Here is a 20,943-nt window from a genome sequence, read left to right as displayed (position 1 = left end):
CAAAAAGCTAGAGGCATTGCTTGAGTACAAACTCTCTTTCTAAAAAACCCCTTTAATAACTAGAAGAAGAAAAACTTTATTGCAAGCATGCCATGAGTTTAGGCATTTGAATCAGGTCAAAAGGAAAGAAACATCCTTAGGTTAAAAGTTTATTGGCTATTAACATTCAACCTATTTATAGAATAAAAAAATCTTGTCTCTTCCTTTTATCGAAAAAGTCTATCTTGTTGATTACTCAAGAAAAAACTTTAATCCACTAGATTTAAAGTTTTTTTCTTTATTGCGACTTACGTAAAGAAAAGCGAGGGCGTGTAATTAAACATACCATTTTTAATTTCTACAAGATGGAAAAGGTGCCTTTAGATGTTTATTTAAGAGAGCGATGGAGATGATTTTTTTTCTTACTTAAGAGATAATTTCTCGTAAGCTTTTTGCGCGTTTGAAACAGGCTAAAGAAACTATTATAAGGGATAAATACAACCTTCCCGCGCTTTTCATGTAAAGGGGCTAAAAAAAATAGCCAATCAAGAAAAGCAACTCTTAAACGCAAATATTTTTCATATTGACAAATGCTTATGTTATCCGTAAATTGATACTTCCTATCTTATAAGCGGAGAGTTGAAATGGCACAAAATTTCACAGAAGCCGTCATAAAAGCCTTAGAAGAAGCTTTCAAAATTGCTCAGCAACATAACCATACAGAAGTTACTGAAAATAGTCTGCTTAAAGCTTTGTTAGATGATCCGCAAGGCTATTTCACTTCTATTCTTACGACTCTTAATACAAAGCCACAGCTATTAATAGAAGAAGTGCAGCGTGCTATCGAGCAACAGCCTACCTATGCAGGCTCCCCTCAACCTCCGCAAACCGCCCGTAACTTACAGATGCGCATTGCTGATGCTCAGAGTATAGCCAAGCAAATGAATGATACTTATACTAGCAGTGATCATTTTTTACTTTCTTACTGGAGAAATGCTGGAGAACCTTTTAACTCTTGGAAACAAGCTACAGGCATTCCCTTAAAAAATGTTGAGGAACAAATTAAAAAAATTCGAGGAGCGAGACATATGGATTCGCCTAACGCAGAAGCAAGTTTACAAACCTTAGAAAAATATTGTAAAAATCTCACTCAGCTTGCTAGTCAAGGCAAATTAGATCCTGTCATTGGCCGTGATGAAGAAATCCGACGTACTATGCAAGTCTTAAGTCGCCGCACTAAAAACAATCCCATGCTGATTGGGGACCCGGGGGTTGGAAAAACAGCTATAGCCGAAGGACTAGCTCAAAGAATTATTTCCCAAGATGTGCCGGAATCCCTTAAGAATAAGCAATTGTTAGCCCTCGATATGGGTAGTTTAATTGCAGGTACCAAGTATCGGGGTGAATTTGAAGAACGTTTAAAAGGTATCTTAACTGATATTGAAAATAGTGAAGGGCGCATCATCTTATTCATTGATGAAGTTCACACTCTGGTGGGAGCAGGTGCTACCGAAGGGTCCATGGATGCTGCTAACCTATTGAAACCAGCTCTGGCACGTGGTACTCTCCATTGCATTGGAGCTACGACTCTTAACGAATATCAAAAGTATATTGAAAAAGATGCCGCTTTGGAGCGCCGCTTTCAGCCTGTCATGGTTCAAGAGCCTACTTTAGAAGACTCTATAGCTATATTAAGAGGCCTGCGTGAACGTTTTGAAATCTTTCATGGCGTACGTATTACTGAATCAGCTATTCATGCTGCAGTATTCTTATCCTATCGTTACATTACTGATAGACGCCTACCTGATAAAGCGATCGATTTGATCGATGAAGCTGCTAGTATGATTCGCATGCAAATTGGAAGCCGGCCTCTACCTATCGATCGTAAAGAACGGGAGCTAAGTAGCCTAATTGTAGAACAAGAAGCTTTGCGACGTGAAAACAGCCCCTCCTCTAAAGAGGAAGCTGATAAGCTTGAGGCTAGAATTGCACAAATCAAAGAAGAATTAGCTGTTTTAAGAAATCAATGGAATCAAGAGAAGAAACTTATAGAAGAAGTACAAAAGAAAAAAAATGAGCTTGAGCAGTTGCGATTCTATGCCGAAGAATTAGAACGCAAAGCTGATTATAATAAAGTGGCTGAAATACGTTACAGCACGCTCCCTAAGGTGGAGGCAGAAATTGCTGCTATTCAAAGTAAGCTCAATGAAAAAGTGGCTCGCTTACTGCAAGAAGAGGTAGATGAGAACTTAATCGCCCATATTGTCTCAAAATGGACTGGGATTCCCGTCAGCAAAATGTTAGAAGGAGAAGCCGAAAAGCTTCTTAAATTAGAAGAAGTGCTAGCCAAGCGCGTCGTAGGTCAAGAACTTGCCGTCACTGCCGTCAGCGAAGCTATCCGACGTTCTCGCTCAGGCTTAAGTGATCCAGGACGTCCTGTAGGTACATTTCTCTTCCTCGGCCCTACAGGAGTAGGAAAAACGGAGTTAGCTAAAGCGCTTGCCGAACAACTTTTTGATCAAGAAGACGCGATTATTCGCTTGGATATGTCAGAATATATGGAGAAGCATAGCATAGCTAGAATGATAGGCTCCCCTCCTGGATATATAGGTTATGAGGAAGGAGGACAATTAACAGAAGCTATACGAAGACGTCCTTACGCGGTGGTTTTATTTGATGAAATTGAAAAAGCCCATTCTGATGTCTTTAACCTTCTTTTGCAAATATTTGATGAAGGCCGCATTACAGATAGCAAAGGAAGAACAATAAACTGTAAAAATGCTATTTTTATTATGACTTCTAACATTGGCTCGGATTTGCTATTAGAAAAGCTTGAAAAAAATCAAACGGGCTTATCTAAAGAGCAAATTTTATCTCTTTTACAGCCTGTAATAAAAACTTATTTTCGACCAGAATTTATTAACCGCTTAGATGATATCCTTCCCTTTCTACCTTTGCAAGAAAAAGACATGGAAAAAATTGTCGCTCTTCAACTTAAACATCTAGCTAAACGTTTAAAAGATCGCGAGGTTAACTTAGAATGGACCCCAGAAATTTTAAGCCATCTTTCACGCGAAGGTTATGATCCTTTATTTGGCGCACGGCCTTTAAAACGCTATATTCAAACTGAAGTGATCAATAATCTTTCTAAAGCTATCCTTGAGGGTAAGATTCCTTCGAAAAGTTCTATTGAATTATATACGGAAAAAGACCAGATTGGGTTTAGAATAAAAGAAGGCCCTAAATCTTAAGAAAAAGAGTAAAGGTCAATGTCTGGCTTTTACTCTTTTGCCTATCAATACCAATACCTTAAGGTTCTCTGTACTTGGCGAATTCTCGCATCCAGCGGCTATTAACTGCTTCACCCGTAAGGAGAAAATACATTAATATCAGCCCTATTCCGTAACTGAGATGAAAAATGCAAACAAAACAGCCTAGCGTAAAAATTAGCATTTTCTTAAAACATCTCCAGGCCAAAGAAGTTTGTTTATTCACCCCCACAAATTGACGTAACAATACCAAAGAAATTGTCCCTAGGCACAATGTTATTATTAAAGCTAAAATGGAGCCCAATGCCATCACTAAGGTGGCTAAAAAAGCCACCATTCTTAGATAAGACGGATAGTTTCCTTGGGACAGAGATTGAACGGATTCAAATATCTCCCCCGGATTTTGACTTGGGTCGAAACTAACTTTTTCAGCTTCCTCCGCTGATGAAGAATTTATATCCAAAAAGACATATTCGGTAACCTTTCCCTCACTGCCATCTTTTGAGAGCTCGCTATTCCTAGCTTCTGCTCTTATCTCTGATTTCTCTTTATTATTTGACATCGACATACTTTTTATAATTAATTTTATTAAATCCATTGAGAGCAGCAATACGATAGCCTTCCGCATAAGTAGGATAGTTAAAGACCTGATCAATAAAATAATCTATTTTTGCATTAAAACTCATGGCCACTTGACCAATGTGGATAACTTCTGTAGCACTTCGCCCAATAATATGGACCCCTAAGATTTCTAGTGTTTCGGCATGAAAAAGGATTTTAAACATCCCGGTATTGCTTCCTACAATATGGCTGCGCGCGATCTCATAATAATAAGCTCTTCCTACTTCATAGCGAAAGCCCATCTCTCGTAGCTCATCTTCATTATAGCCGCAACTGGAAATTTCAGGTATAGTATAAATACCGATAGGATAAAGATTAGGAAATAAACGATGATGGACACCAAAAGCGTGGCGTGCTGCTAAGCGTCCTTGCTCCATACTAGTCGAAGCTAAGCAAGGCCCACCAATCACATCTCCTACGGCATAAATATTAGGCCGTTCGGTCTGAAATAGCGCATTGACAGGAATATACCCTTTGTTATTAACGCTTAAGCCGGCATTTTCAATATGTAAGCCATCCACATAGGCGCTCCGTCCTAGGGCAAAAAGTAGCGCATCCGCCGATATCTCTGTACCATCCTTGCATTTTACATAAGCTTTATTATTAATACGGGCAATTTGAGCAGCCTCTTTATTGCCTAGAAAACGTAATCCCAAATCCTTCAAGGAAGTTTGTAAAATAATGCCAATTTCGGGATCTAAAGAAGGTAAGATATGGTCCTTTTTATCAATGACTGTAACTTCGGTTCCTAAAGCAGCGAAAAAGCTTGCATATTCTGAGCCAATAATTCCTCCTCCCAATACAATAAGGCTGGAAGGAATCTTTTCTATCCCTAAAAGACGTGTTGAATCAAAAATTACATCATTATCGAAAGGTATATTATTAGGATTTCGTGGCTTGGAGCCAGTCGCGATAACAACAAACTCAGTGTCAATTTGATGAAGCAAGCGATAATCGTCATCCATTACAATCAACATGTGAGGATTTTCAAAACGTGCTGTTCCATTAATTAAACGAATGCCATTTTTTCTTAATTGTCGATAAACAGTGCTCCTTTCTTCTTCAATCACTTTATGAAGCCGTTGGTTCAATTGAGGAATAGAAACCTCTTGTAAAGCAAATTCCCCGCTATTAAATCCCCTTTCATAAAAGCGGGTTAAATCAATAATTGCTTCCCTAAGAGATTTAGAAGGAATGGTACCTGAATACAGGCAATTTCCTCCCGGTTCGGGTAATTTATCAATTACAATTACTTTTTTACCTAATTTGGCCCCTTGAATTGCTGCTTTTTGTCCTGCTGGGCCTGCGCCGATGACCACTAAATCGACCGTCATTTCTTCCATTCAAAAACTCGCATTGTTTAATAGGTTGGTAGGATAATGAGATATGCCTTGTAATGATTAGACTTTATCTAGGTGAGATATATTACAAGAATGTAAGTTTGTCAAATATAAATTTTAATGATAAGATAAAGTAAGCAAGCCATAACAAAAAAGAGTAGCCTTATGCCTAAAACTAATTTTACTAAAGTGGAAGAATCCTTAATACAAGGACTTGACAAATTAAATATTAAAAAAATTATCGACTCTACCTCCAAGGATATTAACGAGAAAAGAGCGATAGATGAAACCCGCATCAATAAAAGAAAAACTGCTATCTATATGATCTCTGAACTTAAACGTCTTCATAAAAATGATGAACGTATCTATTTAAAACTAGGCACTAATCTTTCCCATATAAAAAAAATGTTAGAACATCCTTTGAAGCTTAATGCAGAAGAATGGGGAAATGTATTAAAGTTGCTGGACAAAATTGAGGCCTACAAAAGAGCATTTGCTCAAACTATAAAAGAAGTGAACAATGAAGAAATGATAGAAAAAGAAAGAAAAAAGCAGGGCGATAAGCGCTTTAATATTCAAGAAAAGTGGCTTCCCATCGACTGAAATTTCTAATTGCATGTTCTAGGGCCTCCTTTATTATATTTTTCCTTGCTTATAACCCGTATAAATGCTAATATCCCCTTTTCAAATAATTACGCTTCATCGGAGTTACAGTTATGTCAAAAATCTGTACTGTTACAGGAAAAAAACCCGCTCGTGGTTATAAGTACACAATCAGAGGGATTGCTAAAAAGAAAAAAGGGATTGGTCTTAAGGTTACTGGTAAAACTAAGCGACGTTTCCAGCCCAATCTTGTTTCTAAACGTATTTGGTTCGGCGATGAAAAACGCTTTGTGACTTTACGCTTATCTACACAAGCTTTAAGAACTATTGATAAGGTGGGTGTAAGCACTATTATACGCCGCTTAAGAGCTCAAGGCCATACCGTTTAAAAAAAACGAGTGTAAGTTAAAGTTATTCTACAGGCTTACACTCCTTGTAATTTTTTAATATTTATATGTCCCTCTCTCCTCCTTCCAACATCTTCTTTATAGATTGATTAGGCACTGGTTCATCCATTGTTTTAAATCCAAAGCAAAAGGTTTATCCCCTTTTATCACTCTTACTCATGTTTAATAGCTAGCTTTGGCTTAAAAGCAAGCAAAGCTACCCGCACGACTTTTACAAGCTACATATGAGAAGTTTATCGTGCTATTTTTTAAGTATGATGGCTTTCTTTTATATGTAGAGCCCACCAATTAGGTAAAAAATAAAAGTTTTTGATTTTTTAAAAAAGCGAAAAAAACTAAGTTTCTCCTTAGCCATGCGGTTAGAAGAATCCTTTTTAAATAAACTCGCAAGTTATGGTCTAAAAAAATTAGCTCTTAAAAGCTAGCTGTCTTCTTGAAAGTAGGCTTTTTATACGCTTTTGAGCAGCTGTTTATGTAATACGCTTTTCATCTACTCTTTATGCAATCACGCACTTTATAAAGTCCCTTTTCTTAAGCAGAGAGGCATCTTTCAGAAGGTTGGGTATACAGACTAAGTTTTTTTAAAGCATATAATCATATACTTAATAGGAAGCTTGGTTTTTACGTAGAGAGCCGGCTTGGAAAAAGATTAATTTTTGTTAGCTATGCAGACGTGGTTTCTTTAAGCAGACTAAGTTTTTTCAAAGCGTATAAGTATATGTTTACCTAAAAAAAACCTTTTCAAAAGGATACCATGCTTGATTTATCTAAAGCTAGCTAATCATTCACTTTTAAAATTAAAAGGAGAGCCTAGCTAACAACTGCACCCAGGGAAATATCTTGAATAGAAAGAAGTTCTAGTTTTTTGTCATCAGAGGCTGCTAAAAGCATTCCTTGGCTAACAGTTCCCATTAAAGTGGCAGGCTTTAAATTAGCCACTACAATAACCTTCTTCCCTATTAATGCTTGCGGTTGATATTGTTGGCTGATCCCTGAGACTATCCTACGGGTCTCAAAGCCAAGATCTACTTCTAGCAACAATAATTTTTTACTTTTAGGCAGGCTCTTTGCATCTTTGATTACACCTACGCGTAAGTCTAGCTTCTGCAGCGCTTCAATCTCTATCATCTCCTTTAAAGGAGCGTAAACCATCTGAGAAGAATGATCTTTCTTTGCTTGCTCAGCTAGCGCCCGAAGCTGATTGAGCTCCTTTTCAATCTGTTCATCCTCTACTTTTTTAAATAGTATCTCTGGCGTCTGAAGTTGCTGATGAGCGGGAATAGATGTATTTAAAATTTGAACCCAGTTACCCTTCTCTAATTGAGAAGCATAGCCTAGAAGCTTCCACACTTTATCGGCTGACTCAGGAATGAGAGGAGAAGAAATAAGCGCTAAGCATTTTAAACACTCTAAACAACAGGCGATAGTGGTAGCTACTGCATGCTTGCTATCAGGGTTTATTGCTTCCTTCCAAGGTTTTTTAGCATCAAAATAGACATTTCCTAGCTGGGCTAATTCCATAATTAATTGACTAGCCCGGCGAACTTTGAAGGTCTCATAGCAGCAAGCGGCTTCATTGGCAAGCTTATTTATATTAAGTAAAAATTCTTCATCAATTGACTCTAAAGCTTGCACAGCAGGCATCTGTCCGCCACAATGATTTTTAGCAAAGACTAAAACACGGTTGACTAAATTTCCATACTTGCCTAGCAAGTCCGTATTGCAGCGCGACTGGAAATCTTTCCAAGTAAATTCCGCATCTGATGTTTCAGGAGCATTAGCAGCTAAAGTATAACGAATTTGATCTGTCGTATAATGATGAAAAAATTCTTCCAAATCAATAAACCATCCATCAGATTTACTAAACTGCCTTCCCTCTAAGTTTAAAAATTCATTGGCTGGAAGTTCATCGACTAGTTTAAAAGGTTGATTTTGCCCCATGGTCATGGCGGGAAATATAGCGGCATGAAAAGGGATATTATCTTTTCCTAGAAAATGAACTAGCTTAGTATTAGGGTCACACCAATAAGATTTCCATAAGTCGGGATCGCCTTCTTTTTGAGCCCATTCAACGCTTGCCGATATATATCCAATAGGAGCATCAAACCAAACATATAAAGCCTTTTGCTCTGCTTCAGGTAAAGGAAGAGGAACCCCCCAGCTCATATCACGGGTAATAGCACGCGGCCGTAAATCCTCTATATAGCTTTTAATAAAATTCACAACATTGGGCTTCCACTGTTTGGTTGCCATCCATTTCAAAAGCTTATCTTTAAACTTATCAAGGAGTAAAAACCAGTGCTTGGTAGGGCGAAGGACTAAAGGTGCCTCTGACAGCTGAGAACGAGGATTAATAAGATCGGTGGCTTCGTAGCTAGCACCGCATTTGGGGCATTCGTCACCTCGTGCCTGCGCAAATCCGCATTTAGGGCAAGTTCCCACGACATATCGATCGGCTAAAAATCGCTTATCGACTTCCGAATATAGCTGGTCAGTAACTCTTTCTTCAATATAGCCATTGGCCTGCAGATCTAAAAAATATTGTTGAACTAAGGGCTGATGGCCTTCCCATGTAGTCCTTGAGTAATTATCAAAAGATATATTTAATTTTTTGAAAAATTCTCGATTAATCGTGTGATAAATATCTACATGTTCTTTAGGAGACCGGCCTGCTTTTTCAGCACCGATCGTGATAGCAATCCCATATTCATCTGAACCACACACATACAAAACATCATTTTGCATCAGGCGTTGAAAGCGCGCATAGACATCCCCGGGTAGATAAGCACCCGCAATGTGTCCAAAATGGAGCGGCCCATTAGCATAAGGGAGAGCAGAAGTGATGAGTATTTTTTTTTGCATGAGATTCTAATATTTCCTATTTAGTTAATTTTCCAAGCTAAGGATAGATCTATTTAGAAAGTACTCTTGGGTTTTTGAACCACTAACACTTCTAAATTAGTTAGAGGGACGATTTTCCACCCTAACAATATCTTCTTTTCCATATCCACATATAAAGGTCCGGGAACAGCTTGGGTATAAAACTTTTCCGCCTTACTAGGCGCAGGCTCGGGACTAGAATATTCAGTTTGAAAGCCCTCTAATGAAGAGTGAGCTGAGCGAATAACTTCTTGTTGATAAATAGATAAGCTTCCCCAGGATACATAATGGCCTGGATAACGCTTATTAAGAAAGCTCCAGTCCACTTTAATTGCTCCATACCAAGAGATAGCATTAGAAAAAATACGCCTAGTTTCTCTACATAAAGCCGCTTTTTCTAGGTTAAACATGCGATTATCATATTGATGCATTTCAAAAAGAAAACGTAAAACTTTCTCTTTGCTCTCGTAAGACAGATCTGAAGCATGTCTTAAAGGCATCTTCCCATAAGGACTTCGGCTAGGTGATTGATTAATTACTTTATATCCAATTACACCAGTTATTGCAGCAAATATAAGAGTAAATAAAATAGCTACACATAAATAAACAGTATAAGCATAATCAGCCGTAGGATATGTCTCCAGCATTTTCTTTCCTCATCTTACCGCTTAATCGGCGAGAATTTTACGAGCTCTCTTTCTTTCTGAAGATCCTTTAGAAGAGCTTCCTCCATCATTTTCTCCACAATAATGCCGAGTAGCGTCTTTCTCCTCCTGCCTTTTATTTTCAAGAACGACAGGCTCAAGGTGATCTTTACCCGCTACGATTTCTTCTAAGATCTGCAAGGCTCTATTTTGCGTGTCTGATTTCACGCGTGGATCTCGCCCCGTTAAAATCATATTTTCAGCTAAAGAAATGGCATAGCCTACCATCTCAAACTGATTTTTAAATTTCTTTTTTAAGGCTTCATTGGTGATATTTTTTTGTATCATTTATAAACTTCCCTTTCTGTAAATTTAATGTATGCGATGCATTTCAGCTACAATTATACTTTTTAAAGCTTCGTAAGCTACATCCAATTGCTCATTAACAATCTTGTAGTCATATTTTTTTCCTTGCTCTATTTCTCGGCTTACACACGATAAACGCTCTTCGATCACGCTGAGAGATTCTGTTTGACGCGCTAGCAAGCGCCTCCTTAGCTCTTCTAGGGAAGGTGGTGCTAAGAAAATAAAAGTTCCTTGAATTCTATCTTTTAGTTTAAGCCCGCCTTGTGTATCGATAACCAGGACAATATGATAACCTTTTTGCTGCTGTTCTTCAATCCAAACACGTGAGGTTCCATAATAGAAGCCATAAAGCTCTACGTACTCTAACAACTCCCCTGCTTTAATCTTAAATTCAAAATCATTTTTATCAATAAAATTATAGTCTACCCCATCTGTCTCTCCAGCACGAGGCTTTCTTGTCGTGTAAGAAATGCTGGGTTTTACATTTGATAATTCTTGAACCAGTCTTTTAACTAAAGTTGTTTTACCTGTGCCTGTAGGGGCGCTAATAATAAATATTCGCCCTTTTTGTTGTGTGCTACTCGACATTTTGAATAATCTCACGGATTCTTTCCAATAGGCTTTTGATTTCTACGACCCGCCGTGAGACTTCTAACTCAGAAGATTTTGCCCCAATCGTATTGATCTCCCTATTCAGCTCTTGAAGAATGAACTCCAGCTTCTTAGCTACAGCTTCTTTTTGCGAAGATAAGACATCATTAAATTGCTTAAGATGAGCTTGAAAAAGAGTAATTTCTTCACTGATGTCAATTTTTTCTGCATAAATTCCTATCTCCCGTAAAAGCCGCTCTTCATCTTCTCTTGGTCCTATGGAAAATTCTTTTAAACGCTCGGCTAGTTTCTCTCGATAACGCTTAGTCGCCTGAGGCGCATAGTAGGCAATTTGCTCAATATCTTGATGTAAAGTCTTTAAGCATTGAGAAATGTCAATAAATATAGGACGGCCTCCGTGTAGCTTCATTTCCACAAAGCTTTGCATAGCTTTTTCAAAAGCTGTACTTAGAGCTTCTCGATAAAGCTCTTCATCCTCCATCTGCTCGTCAAATAGCAGGATGCTAGGTTGCTCAGCCAGCATTTTCAATGTTAGCTCATGCGTTACAGGAAGCTTTAAAGTGAAAGCTAAATCCTCGGCAGCCTTTTGAATCTTTAGGGCTAGAGGGAGATTGGCTACTACATTTAAAGGAGTCGTCTGATTAAATACTACCGAAAACTTAACAGTTATCTGCCCTCTTCCTATTTGGGCAGAAATCCATTTTTTTATTTCAGCATCAAAACGCATTAACTCTTTTGGGAGTAATACATTTATTTCCAGATGTTTACGATTAACCGATTGAATTTCCGCGGTGAATCTTCCTAGTGCTGTCTCTATAGCACCCCGGCCATAAGCCGTCATACTTCTTAACATTTAAAAAAGCTTAAATTTATTAATAAGGGCGCATTTTATCAAAAATTTGCATAAAAATATAGCTTAATCTCTGGCATGTAGAAATTTGGAAGATTGCCTTCACTCTGCCTTGCTTTAAGAGCAGCTTACTTGCTGCTTTATAGCTTTCCAAGCATTTTATAATACCTTTTAAAGAAACTACGTCTGCATAACCAAAAAAGAAATTAACCTTTTCCAGGCTGACTCTATCCGTAAAAACAAGCTTTTTATTAAGTATATGATTACATAAAGAATTGCTCGAAAGCGTATAATAGATCTCTTTCGAAACTGGAATATAATGTAAATTTTAGCAAAATGGTGACTCACCATTTAAAGGAGGCACCATGAAATTTGATAAGATAGAGAAAGTAGATGATGAACGCTTTCGCAGATTGATAGGGATAAAGCGTAGTACCTTTGATAAGATGGTGCAAATTTTACAGCAAGCCGGATATGGTCAAGAAGATTAAAGGCGGGCGTAAATATAAACTACGTTTAGAAGATACGCTGGTGATGGCATTGGAATATATGTGAGAATATAGGACCTATTTCCATATTAACCAAAGCTATGGAATCAGTGAAAGCTCAGCTTATAAAGCGGTGAAATGGATTGAAGATACGTTAATCAAGCATCCAGATTTTGCTTTACCGGGACGTAAAGAGCTTTTGAAAAGCGATACGGAATATGAGGTTATTTTGGTTGATGCTACAGAAACGCCTATTGAGCGCCCTAAAAAAAACAAAAGCGCTATTATTCCGGGAAAAAGAAAAAACATACTCTAAAGACCCAAGTTGTAGTCGATAAGAAGAGTAAAAAAGTAATTTGTACCTCATATGGCAATGGCAAAAAGCATGATTTTAGGCTATTCAAAGAATCGCAGGTTAAAATCAATCCACAAATAAGAGTGTTAACCGATTCAGGGTATCAAGGATTAAAAAAGCTGCATGCCCAAACTCAGATGCCCAAGAAAAAAAGTAAGAAGAAGCCTTTAACTAAAGAGGAAAAAAAACAAACCAAAGTTTATCGAGAGAAAGAGCTACCAATGAAAACGTCATTGGCCTCCTTAAGCGATTTAAAATTATAGCAGATCGTTACAGGAATAGGCGTAAAAGAGTTGTACTTTTCTTCAACTTAATTGCAGCAATCTATAACTGGGAATTAGATACGTGAGTTTCGAAAGAGGTCTATTGGCAATTAGATGTTCCTTAGGGAGAAGATAAGAGCAAAGTCCGTAAAGACCATGGTCCCGAAAATCTATCTGTTTTTGGAAAGATGGACAATGAATTTATTAAAAGTTGATACAAAAAAAAACAAAATCAGGAATTAAGGGTAAGAGAGCAAAAGCCGGATGGGATCGAGACTACATGATGAAAATGCTAAACGGTAAATAAAATCTTCATGCAATTATCCTGGGATAGCTGGCGTACTTAATAAATGATCGATGGGCTTGTCTTCAAAGTATTCAGAATACATGTAAAGCCTCCGCTTTGCAAATCCCAATCCCTTTAAGATTATACATTTAACAGCTTACCCATAGGTTAGATGCTTATTCGTCGCCTGGTCACCTACCGCCTGATCAATAAGGTCAACTAACCCTATCTCTTCACACATTTTAAGCTACCAATCCCAAATGATGGATATTTTGCATATCTATTTGCATAGCTTTTAGCCCTTTAGTTTAAACCTTTAAAGAAAACATCTTACTCGATTAGCCTTCAAAATTCCTAATTATTTTTTTGTTGAGGAATGTAAGCTAAAATGAATTTCCAATTTTTTTTTGTAGATTTAATATTTGTAAAATGGAATCTTAGAGACATTCTCTGAATTATTGAAATCTTTTAATATATAGGCTGTTTAACCAGAAGCCTAATATGACAAGAAAAGCTTATCCTAGCGATTTAAATAATCAAGAATGACAAGGCTTGAGCCTATTATATGTAAAAAAAAGCTGGCAAACCTCTAAGCACTCTAGAGAAGAGAGGCTGAATGCTATTTTTTATGCCTTAAGGGCAAGTTGTCAAGGGGCAGATCTTCCTCCATGGAAATCGGTTTATTCTCAGCTTTTTACGGATAGGTTCAAAATTTTATTTATTTCTAAAAAAATAATTTAAAAAATGACAAAAAACTTCTTATCAAAACTATATAATTAAGGATCAAAATATGAATTATGCGGGTTTTATTCCAATCATTTCTTCAACTTTAACAACCTTCCCTTTAGACAGACCACAATCAATACAAAGAATACATAGCTCAACTACAGTCACTTACAAGGTAGACAAGGCTTGTAAAGAAAGATTCATTAACGGTCAACGGTTGTGTACGGTAGAGCCTCTTAATATCAGCTTTACTTGTAAACGTGAAGCCGACAGCATTGATATTCGCGTAGTCGAAATATACAAAAAAATATTTAACGGTACTATACAAGAGGAGTTTACTCATAATCAGCAATGTAACCATACTCAAGTAGTAGGCCCTTGTGGTAATCAGCGAAAATTTCTTAATGAATGTAGATGTGGCCCTTTAGATCGTGTTACTAAGCCTAGTTTGAGGCAGCAATATGAAAATCAGATTATTTTTACGATACTTGCCATTAAGCAAAAACTTCCTTTTCAAAGTACCTTTAATATAACTATTTTTGCTAGTGGAGGGCTTCATGGAGAGCTTGTATTGATGGTAAAGTTAATTAATAGACTTAAGCAAGAAGATTTCTCAGGTTGTATTAATTTATTTTTAATAGATCGAATTTATGCAGATAATATAAAATTCGCAAGCGCTTCTACTGAAAATTCTCCCGTAAACTGGGAAGCTGCTACTGGAAGAAACCAGGCGCTAGGGCAATTTTTAACAGAAATAGCTCTTGGGTTACCGCAGGCTATTCAAGTAGCAAGCCATGTATTTGGCGACATTGATGACTACATTTGGCGATTAGAAAAGGATTCAAACTTCGATTGGCGTTGCGATTTGCTGATTGGAGCAGATACTGGAGATAACGGTACTAATTTTGCTAAACTTCAATCTAGTGCTTCACGAACACAACTTCCAGGAATTGCCCTAGCAAAGTTTCATGAAACGCCGCAACTTTGCTTAGTAACCCCTAAAGGAATGGAGGTTTGCGTACCTATTCAATAAGTATAGAGAATCAATTTTTACCACAATGCGAATTGACTAATTTAGATTTGCATTGTGAGTATAAATATTATCAGTAATACACTTTTTAGGAATTCTAGTAGCTTTTATAGCTATTCAGGTCCTTACATTTACTGAAAAGTTTTATGAACTTGAAAACACTTTCCCCTCTTAATAAAAATTTTAATTCTACTAGAGATACGTCTAAGAAGCCAGAAAACCAATTGCCATTATAGCAGATGTTTTTTTATTTCTCTCTTTCAAGGTGTTCAAATTTACATTAGAGCTCCTCTAAAACCTAAACTTTAATTATTAGATCAGTAAGTACATTAAAGTGAGTTATCGGATAAGAATATAATCTAATGCTGCTTAAAATCGCACCTTAAACTGTAAGCCAACTCATTAACTTTTGTTTTTCCTTGCGATTAAATTGAATGCAGGGCTTATAGGGTGTGTAAACCTAGGCCACTATTCCGCTGATTAGATTGATAAAAAAAATTCCAAGGCCTGCGATTGCGAAGTTTTTTAAACGATATTATAACCATATAAAAAAATTTAGCAAACCAGGCAAGAAGTCCGCCCCTCTAAAAAGCTAACTTAGCTAAGTTGCCATTGTTTAGCACTCTTATGGCTCCCTCCTCCCTTCCCGCTTAAAGGAAGCAGGCAGGCACTATCAAAAAGTAGAGTAGAAAATATGAGAGTATAAGCGGCTGCTCGCCGCTTAAAAATTTAAAGAATATATTAAGGAGATTCCTGATTTCTAGGACTAAGCTTTATGAAGCCTTTCTTGGGGAAGGCATAGCTTTCAGAGCCTCTTTTTGCTTTTCCGTGGATTTAATAGCTCTAAGGCGGCGCTTATCAGATTTTTCATCTAACTCTTTAGCCAATGTTAGCGCTTTACGCTTTTGAACGCGTTGTTTTTCAATAGCTTTTTCTTCTTCTATTTTTTTCTCTTTCTTAGATTCTTGAGAGCGAGAGCGATAGGTAACTTTTTTCTCTTCAGGCATAGTTGCTTTAGCGGCTAATGCATGCTTTGATTTAACAGGAGAGCTAGCTACAGGATGATTAATGATACGAGCTTGGCTATTCACTTTTTTCTGAATGTCAAGCTTAAAGGTTGCTTGAAGGCTTTTAGCTATCCTTTCTAATAAGGAAATATCTTGGTGCGACATCTCTTCTACTTGATCTTCTAAATTTTCTTTGGTGATATCAATGGAGATTTCTATCTGTGTCTTATCGGTTTTGTCTTGCTTCTTTAGGATAATGCTTGCAATTTCGCTAGGTTTCAATCCTTTACCCGCATATTTTACTGTACCTTCGCGACGTTTGCCGACTTTAAGCCAAATCTTACCCTCATTAAGCTTAGTGATTAAAGCCTCTATTCTTTCTATACTATCGTGCTGATTTAGCTTCACTCTTTTGATCGTATAGCTTTTTTTTCCATTTTCACGTGATACACTCTCTGCCACTTCATATAAACGAAGAGCGTTAATGTCATTAAACAAGTCTTGCGTGTTTATTTTCATACCTATACCTTAATTTTAACCTTAAATTATCATATACATATATTAACTTTCAAACACAACTAATTTATAAATATTATATTAAGATTGTAATGAAACTCAGTTACCTAGGGAAAAATTAATTAGAAAGTTAAGGAGAATTGAGCATTTTTTATGCCAAGTTGATCTCTAACTGGCCCAAAACTTTGGCGATGGATCGGGCATACTCCATGCAAATTAAGTGCTTCTAAATGCTTGGCCGTCCCATACCCTTTATGTTGATCAAAACCATAAAGAGGCCATTTTTGATGATATTCGATCATCAGACGATCGCGAGTTACTTTCGCAATAATAGAAGCAGCTGCAATAGATTGCGATTTAGTATCCCCTTTAATGATCTTTTGAGTAGGAATACTAGGATGCGGAAGCTTTAAACCATCTACAAGCAAAAAATGAGGCTCTAAGCTTAACTGCGCAACTGCCCTAAGCATTGCCGCTATAGTGGCCTGATAAATATTGATTTTATCAATAGTAGGAGAATCAATGACCCCTATCCCATAATGAATAGCGTCATGGCGGGTAAGTATATTATACAATTCCGTACGTTTATCGCTGGATAATTGCTTGCTGTCGTTAACTTCAGGAATTAAAAGGCCTACAGGAATGATGCAAGCTGCTGCAACTACAGGTCCTGCTAAAGGGCCTCGCCCGGCTTCATCGATACCTGCAATAACCTGATAGCCTTGTTGCCTGGCTTCTTCTTCAAATACAGTAAGGCTAAGCAAGCGCTTAGTTTCACGCTTGCCAATCTTCTTTAACTCTGACATTTAGCCATTTTAGCTTTCGCTAGCAACATTTGCAGCTACTGGCTCTTTTTCAACTGCAGTGCTTTTGCGATTAAAACCTACGCGACCTTTAACTTTAGAAGCTTTTCCCGAAGTTCCTCTAAGGTAGTACAATTTAGCACGGCGCACTTGACCTTCTTTTACGACTTCGATTTTTGCTATGCGTGGGCTATGTAAAGGAAATAGACGCTCCATACCTTCTCCATAAGCCACCCGATGTAAAGAGAATGTTTCGGAAAGCCCTGCACCTTTACGGGCAATCACTGTGCCTGTAAACACCTGAATACGCTCTTTCTGACCTTCAATAATACGAGTATGCACACGGATAGTATCGCCAATTCTAAAATTGGGAATATCTTTTTTAAGTTGTTCGTTTTGGATCATTTCGACCAAAGCATGTTTTCTCATTTTTTCTACTCCTCAAGATTTATATTTAACTTTTGCCATAAATCGGGTCGTACACGTTGAGTTTTTTCTAACGATTTTTTACGACGCCATTCGGCGATCTTTTTATGGTCCCCACTTAATAGAATTTCGGGGACTGCTTTACCTTCATAGCTCTCTGGCCGAGTGTAATGGGGACACTCTAATAATCCATTCTCAAACGAATCTTCGGCGGCCGCACTTTCATGCCCCAGCACACCGGGTACAAACCTAACGAGTGCATCAACAAGAACTATGGCACTTAAACACCCATTCGTTAATACATAGTCTCCAATGCTAATCTCTTCATCTACCTCATCTAGAATACGCTCATCAATTCCTTCATAATGCCCACATAACAGAATAAGATGATTTTGTTGAGCTAATTCTCGACATTTACCAGCCTTGAGGAGAGGCCCTTGGGGCGACATATAGATCACTTTAGCGCCAGGCTTTTTAACGCTCCGTATGGCGCTGAGGACAGGTTGGGGCATCATGACCATTCCAGGCCCACCCCCATAAGGTCTGTCATCAACTTTGTGATAGCGATTGTCTGCAAAAGTACGTATATCAATGAGATTGATATCTAAAAGGCCCTTTTTCCTGGCCTGCATGATAATACTTTCATCAAACGGCCCTTTAAAATAGTTGGGAAATAGCGATAAGATATCAATCAGCATTGGCGTAATTTTCTAAGCGCTCACTTTTTTACGAGCCTTACGTTTAGCAGCATATTTTGCTCGTAATGCTAGTTTCTTATCCACCAAACCACGTACAAGGCTAGGGGCGCTTTTTTTGATTAAAGCTTCTGCAGAATCGGTCAAGACAGCACCTTGGCTGAGCCAATGTTGTGCACGTTCTGCATCTAAAGAAAATTCTTGCTCTACCTGTGTAGCAAACGGATTGTACCAACCGATTGCTTCAACATATTTTCCATCACGTGGTGAGCGGCAATCAGCCACCACCAAACGGTAGAATGGACGATTGTGACGGCCTTGCTGTCGCAATCTAATTTTTAACGCCATAGGGATCCTCCCATCATTTTTTCTAAATTTTTCATATTAGGCATATTCTTAAAGAACTGCTTTGCTTGTTTAAATGATTTAACTAGCTTATTGATATCTTCCATCCCTGTCCCACTCCCTTTCGCTATTCTTTTACGCCTGGAGACGGAAAGCTCTTCACTTTCAGCTCTTTCCTGGGGAGTCATAGATAATATAATAGCCTCTATTTTAAAAAACTCTTTTTCATCAATTTCTAAAGATTTAAGCGCACTCATGCCGGGCAACATGCCTAAAAGGCTCTTAAGAGAACCCATTTTTTTTACCGCTTGAATTTGCTTAAGATAATCTTCATAAGTAAAGGTAGCTGAACGTATTTTTTGTTCTAAGTTTTTGGCTTCTTCTTCACTAATATGCTCTTGAGCTTTCTTGACCAAATTAATGGTATCGCCCATACCTAGAATACGATGAGCCATAGACGATGGATTAAAAACTTGAAGATCATCAACTTTTTCGCCTATCCCTTCAAATTTTAAAGGAGCGCCTGTCACTTCTCGTATCGATATGGCTGCCCCTCCGCGAGCATTTCCATCCAACATGGTCAATATTGAACCCGTTATAGCCATACGTTTGTTAAATTCTGCGGCACTGTTAACAGCATCTTGTCCCGTCGTTGCATTGGCAACAAATATAATTTCTGAAGGCTGCAAAACTTTTTTGATTTCTTCTAATTGCAGCATAAGTTCTTCATCGATATGGAGTCGCCCTGCTGTATCTACAATCAAAACATCAAAGTCTTCCTTTTTAGCTTTTTCTAATGCATGTCGAGCCACCTTTATAGGATCTTTTTCCGCAGGAAGGCTAAAGACAGGGATTTCAATTTGCTGCCCCAACGTCAATAATTGCTCAATAGCTGCAGGTCTTTGTAAATCACAAGCTGCTAATAAAGGTTTTTTACATAGTCCTTTTTTCTTTAAATAGCGTGCTAATTTAGCCGAATGTGTCGTTTTACCTGCTCCCTGAAGCCCACATAGCATAATAACAGAGGGTTTTCCTTCTAGCTTTAGCTCAGCTTCTCCCCCGCCCATCAAAGAAACAAGTTCTTCATGAACAATTTTAATAAACTGCTGACCTGGAGTAACCGCTTTGATAACCTCATCACCTAAAGCTTTCTCTTTAACCCTTTTAATAAGGGTTTTAGCCACTCCATAGTTGACATCAGCTTCAAGCAAGGCTAAACGCACTTCACTAACAGCGTCAGAAATGTTTTCTGCGGTAAGTTTTTTTGCACCAGCCAGTTTTGAAACCAAACCACGCATTTTTTCAGTTAGAGCACCAAGCATGAAAATCCTTAAAAATTTCAGTGGAGACAATACTTGAAAACTTATTCATTTTCAAGGAAAAAGAATCGATCTAAACCAGCCCAATCTTTATCAACTCTATAATTTCTCCATCCAGATTGACTAAATAGTTTGCATAGAGAGGGCCCTTGGCTACTTCCTATTTCGAGCCACACTTTTGCTAGAGGAGCAAGACAAGCCTTCATTTCCTCGCTTAAACGCTGATACATCTCTAAACCGGTAGGTCCTGAAATCAAAGCTAGGCGGGGTTCAAAATCCCGCACTTCAGGGTCTAACCCTGCAAACTCATGCTCAGCAATATATGGGGGATTACATATTAGATAATCTACCTTTTTGCCCTCAAAAGGTTTTAATAAGTCGCCTTGTAAAAAATGCACTTCCACCTGATTTTCTTTCGCATTTTTTTTAGCAAGCTCAAGTGCTTGATGAGAAATATCAGACAAAGTAACTTCTAAAAGAGGAAACCTTCTCTTTAATGAAATTCCTATACATCCAGATCCACAACATACATCCCATAAATGCAGACCGCAAACATCAACCTGTTCGAGCTGTTTAACAATTTTATCAACGAGAATTTCTGTTTCTTGCCGAGGAATAAGGACATCTTTGTTAACAGATATTTGGCACCCATAAAAATCCATTTTTCCATGGATGTAGCCAAGAGGTTCTCCCTTAGCCCTGCGAGCCAGACGGTCTCGACAAATTTTTAATTCCTGCTCTTCTAAAGGACGATCAAACTGCTGGTAAAGCTGTATACGAGAGAGGTGTAAAGCATCACATAACAAATATTCAGCTTGAAGTTTAGGATTTTTGATTCCTTTTTGCGCTAAATAACCAGTTGATAGATTTAATATGTCTTGAACGGTATTCAACCTTCACTCTTTATGTATAGTATTTAAGGGCAGAGCTTTAAAAAAAATGCCAATTAGAGATAAAAAGACGCATTGCACCCTCGGCATGAAAGCTTAAAGATTTTTAGCATCTTTTCTGCCTGTTAATCTTAACCTTCCTTATTTGCTTAATTTTAAGTTTAGCATGCATGAGAAAAAGCTTGTTTACTTAAGAGTAATAATTAAAGAGCCAGCAAAAATA

The 20,943-nt window shown here is 37.8% G+C and carries 18 protein-coding genes and 2 pseudogenes; 5 read left to right on the top strand and 15 right to left on the bottom strand.

The genetic code is table 11. The features are described from left to right. Positions 1-623 precede the first annotated feature (623 nt). On the top strand, positions 624-3,230 hold the full coding sequence (locus tag NEOC65_RS05670) for an ATP-dependent Clp protease ATP-binding subunit (RefSeq protein WP_213156017.1): 2,607 nt from the start codon (positions 624-626) through the stop codon (positions 3,228-3,230). Between the two features lie 58 nt (positions 3,231-3,288). On the opposite strand, the gene NEOC65_RS05665 is transcribed toward NEOC65_RS05670, so the two are convergent. Together NEOC65_RS05665 and sthA are read right to left on the bottom strand one after the other, a co-directional pair. Beyond that, positions 3,289-3,810 (bottom strand): hypothetical protein, encoded by a 522-nt coding sequence (locus tag NEOC65_RS05665; RefSeq protein WP_213156016.1) that lies wholly within the window; start codon positions 3,808-3,810, stop codon positions 3,289-3,291. After that, a complete protein-coding gene (gene sthA / locus NEOC65_RS05660; RefSeq protein WP_213156015.1) occupies positions 3,800-5,212 on the bottom strand; it encodes a Si-specific NAD(P)(+) transhydrogenase in 1,413 nt (470 codons plus the stop codon). The genes NEOC65_RS05665 and sthA overlap by 11 nt, the downstream gene beginning before the upstream one ends. Before the next feature lie 162 nt (positions 5,213-5,374). Between sthA and NEOC65_RS05655 the strand changes: the two genes are divergently transcribed. Together NEOC65_RS05655 and rpmB are read left to right on the top strand one after the other, a co-directional pair. After that, positions 5,375-5,812 carry a hypothetical protein gene (locus NEOC65_RS05655; RefSeq protein ID WP_213156014.1) on the top strand — a complete coding sequence of 146 codons (438 nt, stop codon included), beginning with the start codon at positions 5,375-5,377 and terminating at the stop codon, positions 5,810-5,812. 113 nt (positions 5,813-5,925) lie between these two features. Further along, positions 5,926-6,201: a 50S ribosomal protein L28 gene (gene rpmB / locus NEOC65_RS05650; protein WP_039385022.1), complete on the top strand. Its 276-nt coding sequence runs from the start codon at positions 5,926-5,928 to the stop codon at positions 6,199-6,201. An 828-nt stretch (positions 6,202-7,029) separates the two neighbouring features. On the opposite strand, the gene metG is transcribed toward rpmB, so the two are convergent. From metG to NEOC65_RS05625, 5 genes are read right to left on the bottom strand one after another with little or no spacing between them, the layout of a single operon-like run. Next, positions 7,030-9,081, bottom strand: a complete 2,052-nt coding sequence (gene metG / locus NEOC65_RS05645) for a methionine--tRNA ligase (RefSeq protein WP_213156013.1) — start codon at positions 9,079-9,081, stop codon at positions 7,030-7,032. Between the two features lie 53 nt (positions 9,082-9,134). Continuing rightward, on the bottom strand, positions 9,135-9,746 hold the full coding sequence (locus NEOC65_RS05640) for a hypothetical protein (protein WP_213156012.1): 612 nt from the start codon (positions 9,744-9,746) through the stop codon (positions 9,135-9,137). A 21-nt stretch (positions 9,747-9,767) separates the two neighbouring features. Further along, positions 9,768-10,091: a hypothetical protein gene (locus tag NEOC65_RS05635; RefSeq protein ID WP_213156011.1), complete on the bottom strand. Its 324-nt coding sequence runs from the start codon at positions 10,089-10,091 to the stop codon at positions 9,768-9,770. 24 nt (positions 10,092-10,115) lie between these two features. Beyond that, the gene (gmk, locus tag NEOC65_RS05630; protein WP_166155343.1) at positions 10,116-10,697 is read right to left on the bottom strand and encodes a guanylate kinase; all 582 of its coding nucleotides are present in this window, start codon (positions 10,695-10,697) and stop codon (positions 10,116-10,118) included. After that, complete coding sequence (locus tag NEOC65_RS05625) at positions 10,687-11,574, bottom strand: YicC/YloC family endoribonuclease (RefSeq protein WP_166155341.1); 888 nt, start codon at positions 11,572-11,574, stop codon at positions 10,687-10,689. Before NEOC65_RS05625 ends, gmk begins: the two co-directional genes overlap by 11 nt. Positions 11,575-11,936: 362 nt before the next feature. On the opposite strand from NEOC65_RS05625, the pseudogene NEOC65_RS05620 reads away from it, so the two are divergent. Continuing rightward, positions 11,937-12,763: pseudogene (locus NEOC65_RS05620) on the top strand (IS5 family transposase). A 234-nt stretch (positions 12,764-12,997) separates the two neighbouring features. Here NEOC65_RS05620 and NEOC65_RS09980 read toward each other — a convergent pair. Next, on the bottom strand, positions 12,998-13,108 hold the full coding sequence (locus NEOC65_RS09980) for a DUF4277 domain-containing protein (RefSeq protein ID WP_502710353.1): 111 nt from the start codon (positions 13,106-13,108) through the stop codon (positions 12,998-13,000). A gap of 645 nt (positions 13,109-13,753) precedes the next feature. Here NEOC65_RS09980 and NEOC65_RS05610 point away from each other — a divergent pair. Next, on the top strand, positions 13,754-14,722 hold the full coding sequence (locus NEOC65_RS05610; RefSeq protein WP_213156009.1) for a hypothetical protein: 969 nt from the start codon (positions 13,754-13,756) through the stop codon (positions 14,720-14,722). A gap of 770 nt (positions 14,723-15,492) precedes the next feature. Here the strand turns inward: NEOC65_RS05610 and NEOC65_RS05605 are convergent. The 7 genes and pseudogenes from NEOC65_RS05605 to prmC form a co-directional block, all read right to left on the bottom strand. Then, positions 15,493-16,245: a hypothetical protein gene (locus NEOC65_RS05605; protein ID WP_213156008.1), complete on the bottom strand. Its 753-nt coding sequence runs from the start codon at positions 16,243-16,245 to the stop codon at positions 15,493-15,495. A gap of 119 nt (positions 16,246-16,364) precedes the next feature. Then, positions 16,365-17,048, bottom strand: a complete 684-nt coding sequence (gene rnhB, locus NEOC65_RS05600) for a ribonuclease HII (RefSeq protein ID WP_166155337.1) — start codon at positions 17,046-17,048, stop codon at positions 16,365-16,367. 9 nt (positions 17,049-17,057) lie between these two features. Continuing rightward, positions 17,058-17,474, bottom strand: a complete 417-nt coding sequence (gene rplS / locus NEOC65_RS05595) for a 50S ribosomal protein L19 (protein ID WP_166155335.1) — start codon at positions 17,472-17,474, stop codon at positions 17,058-17,060. A gap of 35 nt (positions 17,475-17,509) precedes the next feature. Further along, a pseudogene (gene trmD, locus NEOC65_RS05590) lies at positions 17,510-18,169 on the bottom strand (tRNA (guanosine(37)-N1)-methyltransferase TrmD); the annotation flags it as partial. A gap of 12 nt (positions 18,170-18,181) precedes the next feature. Continuing rightward, on the bottom strand, positions 18,182-18,514 hold the full coding sequence (gene rpsP, locus NEOC65_RS05585) for a 30S ribosomal protein S16 (protein WP_166155331.1): 333 nt from the start codon (positions 18,512-18,514) through the stop codon (positions 18,182-18,184). Next, complete coding sequence (gene ffh / locus NEOC65_RS05580; RefSeq protein WP_213152171.1) at positions 18,505-19,833, bottom strand: signal recognition particle protein; 1,329 nt, start codon at positions 19,831-19,833, stop codon at positions 18,505-18,507. Before ffh ends, rpsP begins: the two co-directional genes overlap by 10 nt. 41 nt (positions 19,834-19,874) lie before the next feature. Then, a complete protein-coding gene (gene prmC, locus NEOC65_RS05575) occupies positions 19,875-20,723 on the bottom strand; it encodes a peptide chain release factor N(5)-glutamine methyltransferase (protein ID WP_213152170.1) in 849 nt (282 codons plus the stop codon). Positions 20,724-20,943 lie beyond the last annotated feature (220 nt).

The organism is Neochlamydia sp. AcF65 (assembly GCF_018342435.1).
Taxonomy (GTDB): domain Bacteria; phylum Chlamydiota; class Chlamydiia; order Chlamydiales; family Parachlamydiaceae; genus Neochlamydia.
This window is presented reverse-complemented; position numbering and strand designations above follow the sequence as displayed.

Excerpts from the sequence above, each read along its gene's own strand:
- NEOC65_RS05670 (WP_213156017.1), top strand. The coding sequence starts at position 624 with ATGGCACAAAATTTCACAGAAGCCGTCATAAAAGCCTTAGAAGAAGCT.
- NEOC65_RS05665 (WP_213156016.1), bottom strand. The coding sequence starts at position 3,810 with ATGTCAAATAATAAAGAGAAATCAGAGATAAGAGCAGAAGCTAGGAAT.
- sthA (WP_213156015.1), bottom strand. The coding sequence starts at position 5,212 with ATGGAAGAAATGACGGTCGATTTAGTGGTCATCGGCGCAGGCCCAGCA.
- NEOC65_RS05655 (WP_213156014.1), top strand. The coding sequence starts at position 5,375 with ATGCCTAAAACTAATTTTACTAAAGTGGAAGAATCCTTAATACAAGGA.
- rpmB (WP_039385022.1), top strand. The coding sequence starts at position 5,926 with ATGTCAAAAATCTGTACTGTTACAGGAAAAAAACCCGCTCGTGGTTAT.
- metG (WP_213156013.1), bottom strand. The coding sequence starts at position 9,081 with ATGCAAAAAAAAATACTCATCACTTCTGCTCTCCCTTATGCTAATGGG.
- NEOC65_RS05640 (WP_213156012.1), bottom strand. The coding sequence starts at position 9,746 with ATGCTGGAGACATATCCTACGGCTGATTATGCTTATACTGTTTATTTA.
- NEOC65_RS05635 (WP_213156011.1), bottom strand. The coding sequence starts at position 10,091 with ATGATACAAAAAAATATCACCAATGAAGCCTTAAAAAAGAAATTTAAA.
- gmk (WP_166155343.1), bottom strand. The coding sequence starts at position 10,697 with ATGTCGAGTAGCACACAACAAAAAGGGCGAATATTTATTATTAGCGCC.
- NEOC65_RS05625 (WP_166155341.1), bottom strand. The coding sequence starts at position 11,574 with ATGTTAAGAAGTATGACGGCTTATGGCCGGGGTGCTATAGAGACAGCA.
- NEOC65_RS05610 (WP_213156009.1), top strand. The coding sequence starts at position 13,754 with ATGAATTATGCGGGTTTTATTCCAATCATTTCTTCAACTTTAACAACC.
- NEOC65_RS05605 (WP_213156008.1), bottom strand. The coding sequence starts at position 16,245 with ATGAAAATAAACACGCAAGACTTGTTTAATGACATTAACGCTCTTCGT.
- rnhB (WP_166155337.1), bottom strand. The coding sequence starts at position 17,048 with ATGTCAGAGTTAAAGAAGATTGGCAAGCGTGAAACTAAGCGCTTGCTT.
- rplS (WP_166155335.1), bottom strand. The coding sequence starts at position 17,474 with ATGAGAAAACATGCTTTGGTCGAAATGATCCAAAACGAACAACTTAAA.
- rpsP (WP_166155331.1), bottom strand. The coding sequence starts at position 18,514 with ATGGCGTTAAAAATTAGATTGCGACAGCAAGGCCGTCACAATCGTCCA.
- ffh (WP_213152171.1), bottom strand. The coding sequence starts at position 19,833 with ATGCTTGGTGCTCTAACTGAAAAAATGCGTGGTTTGGTTTCAAAACTG.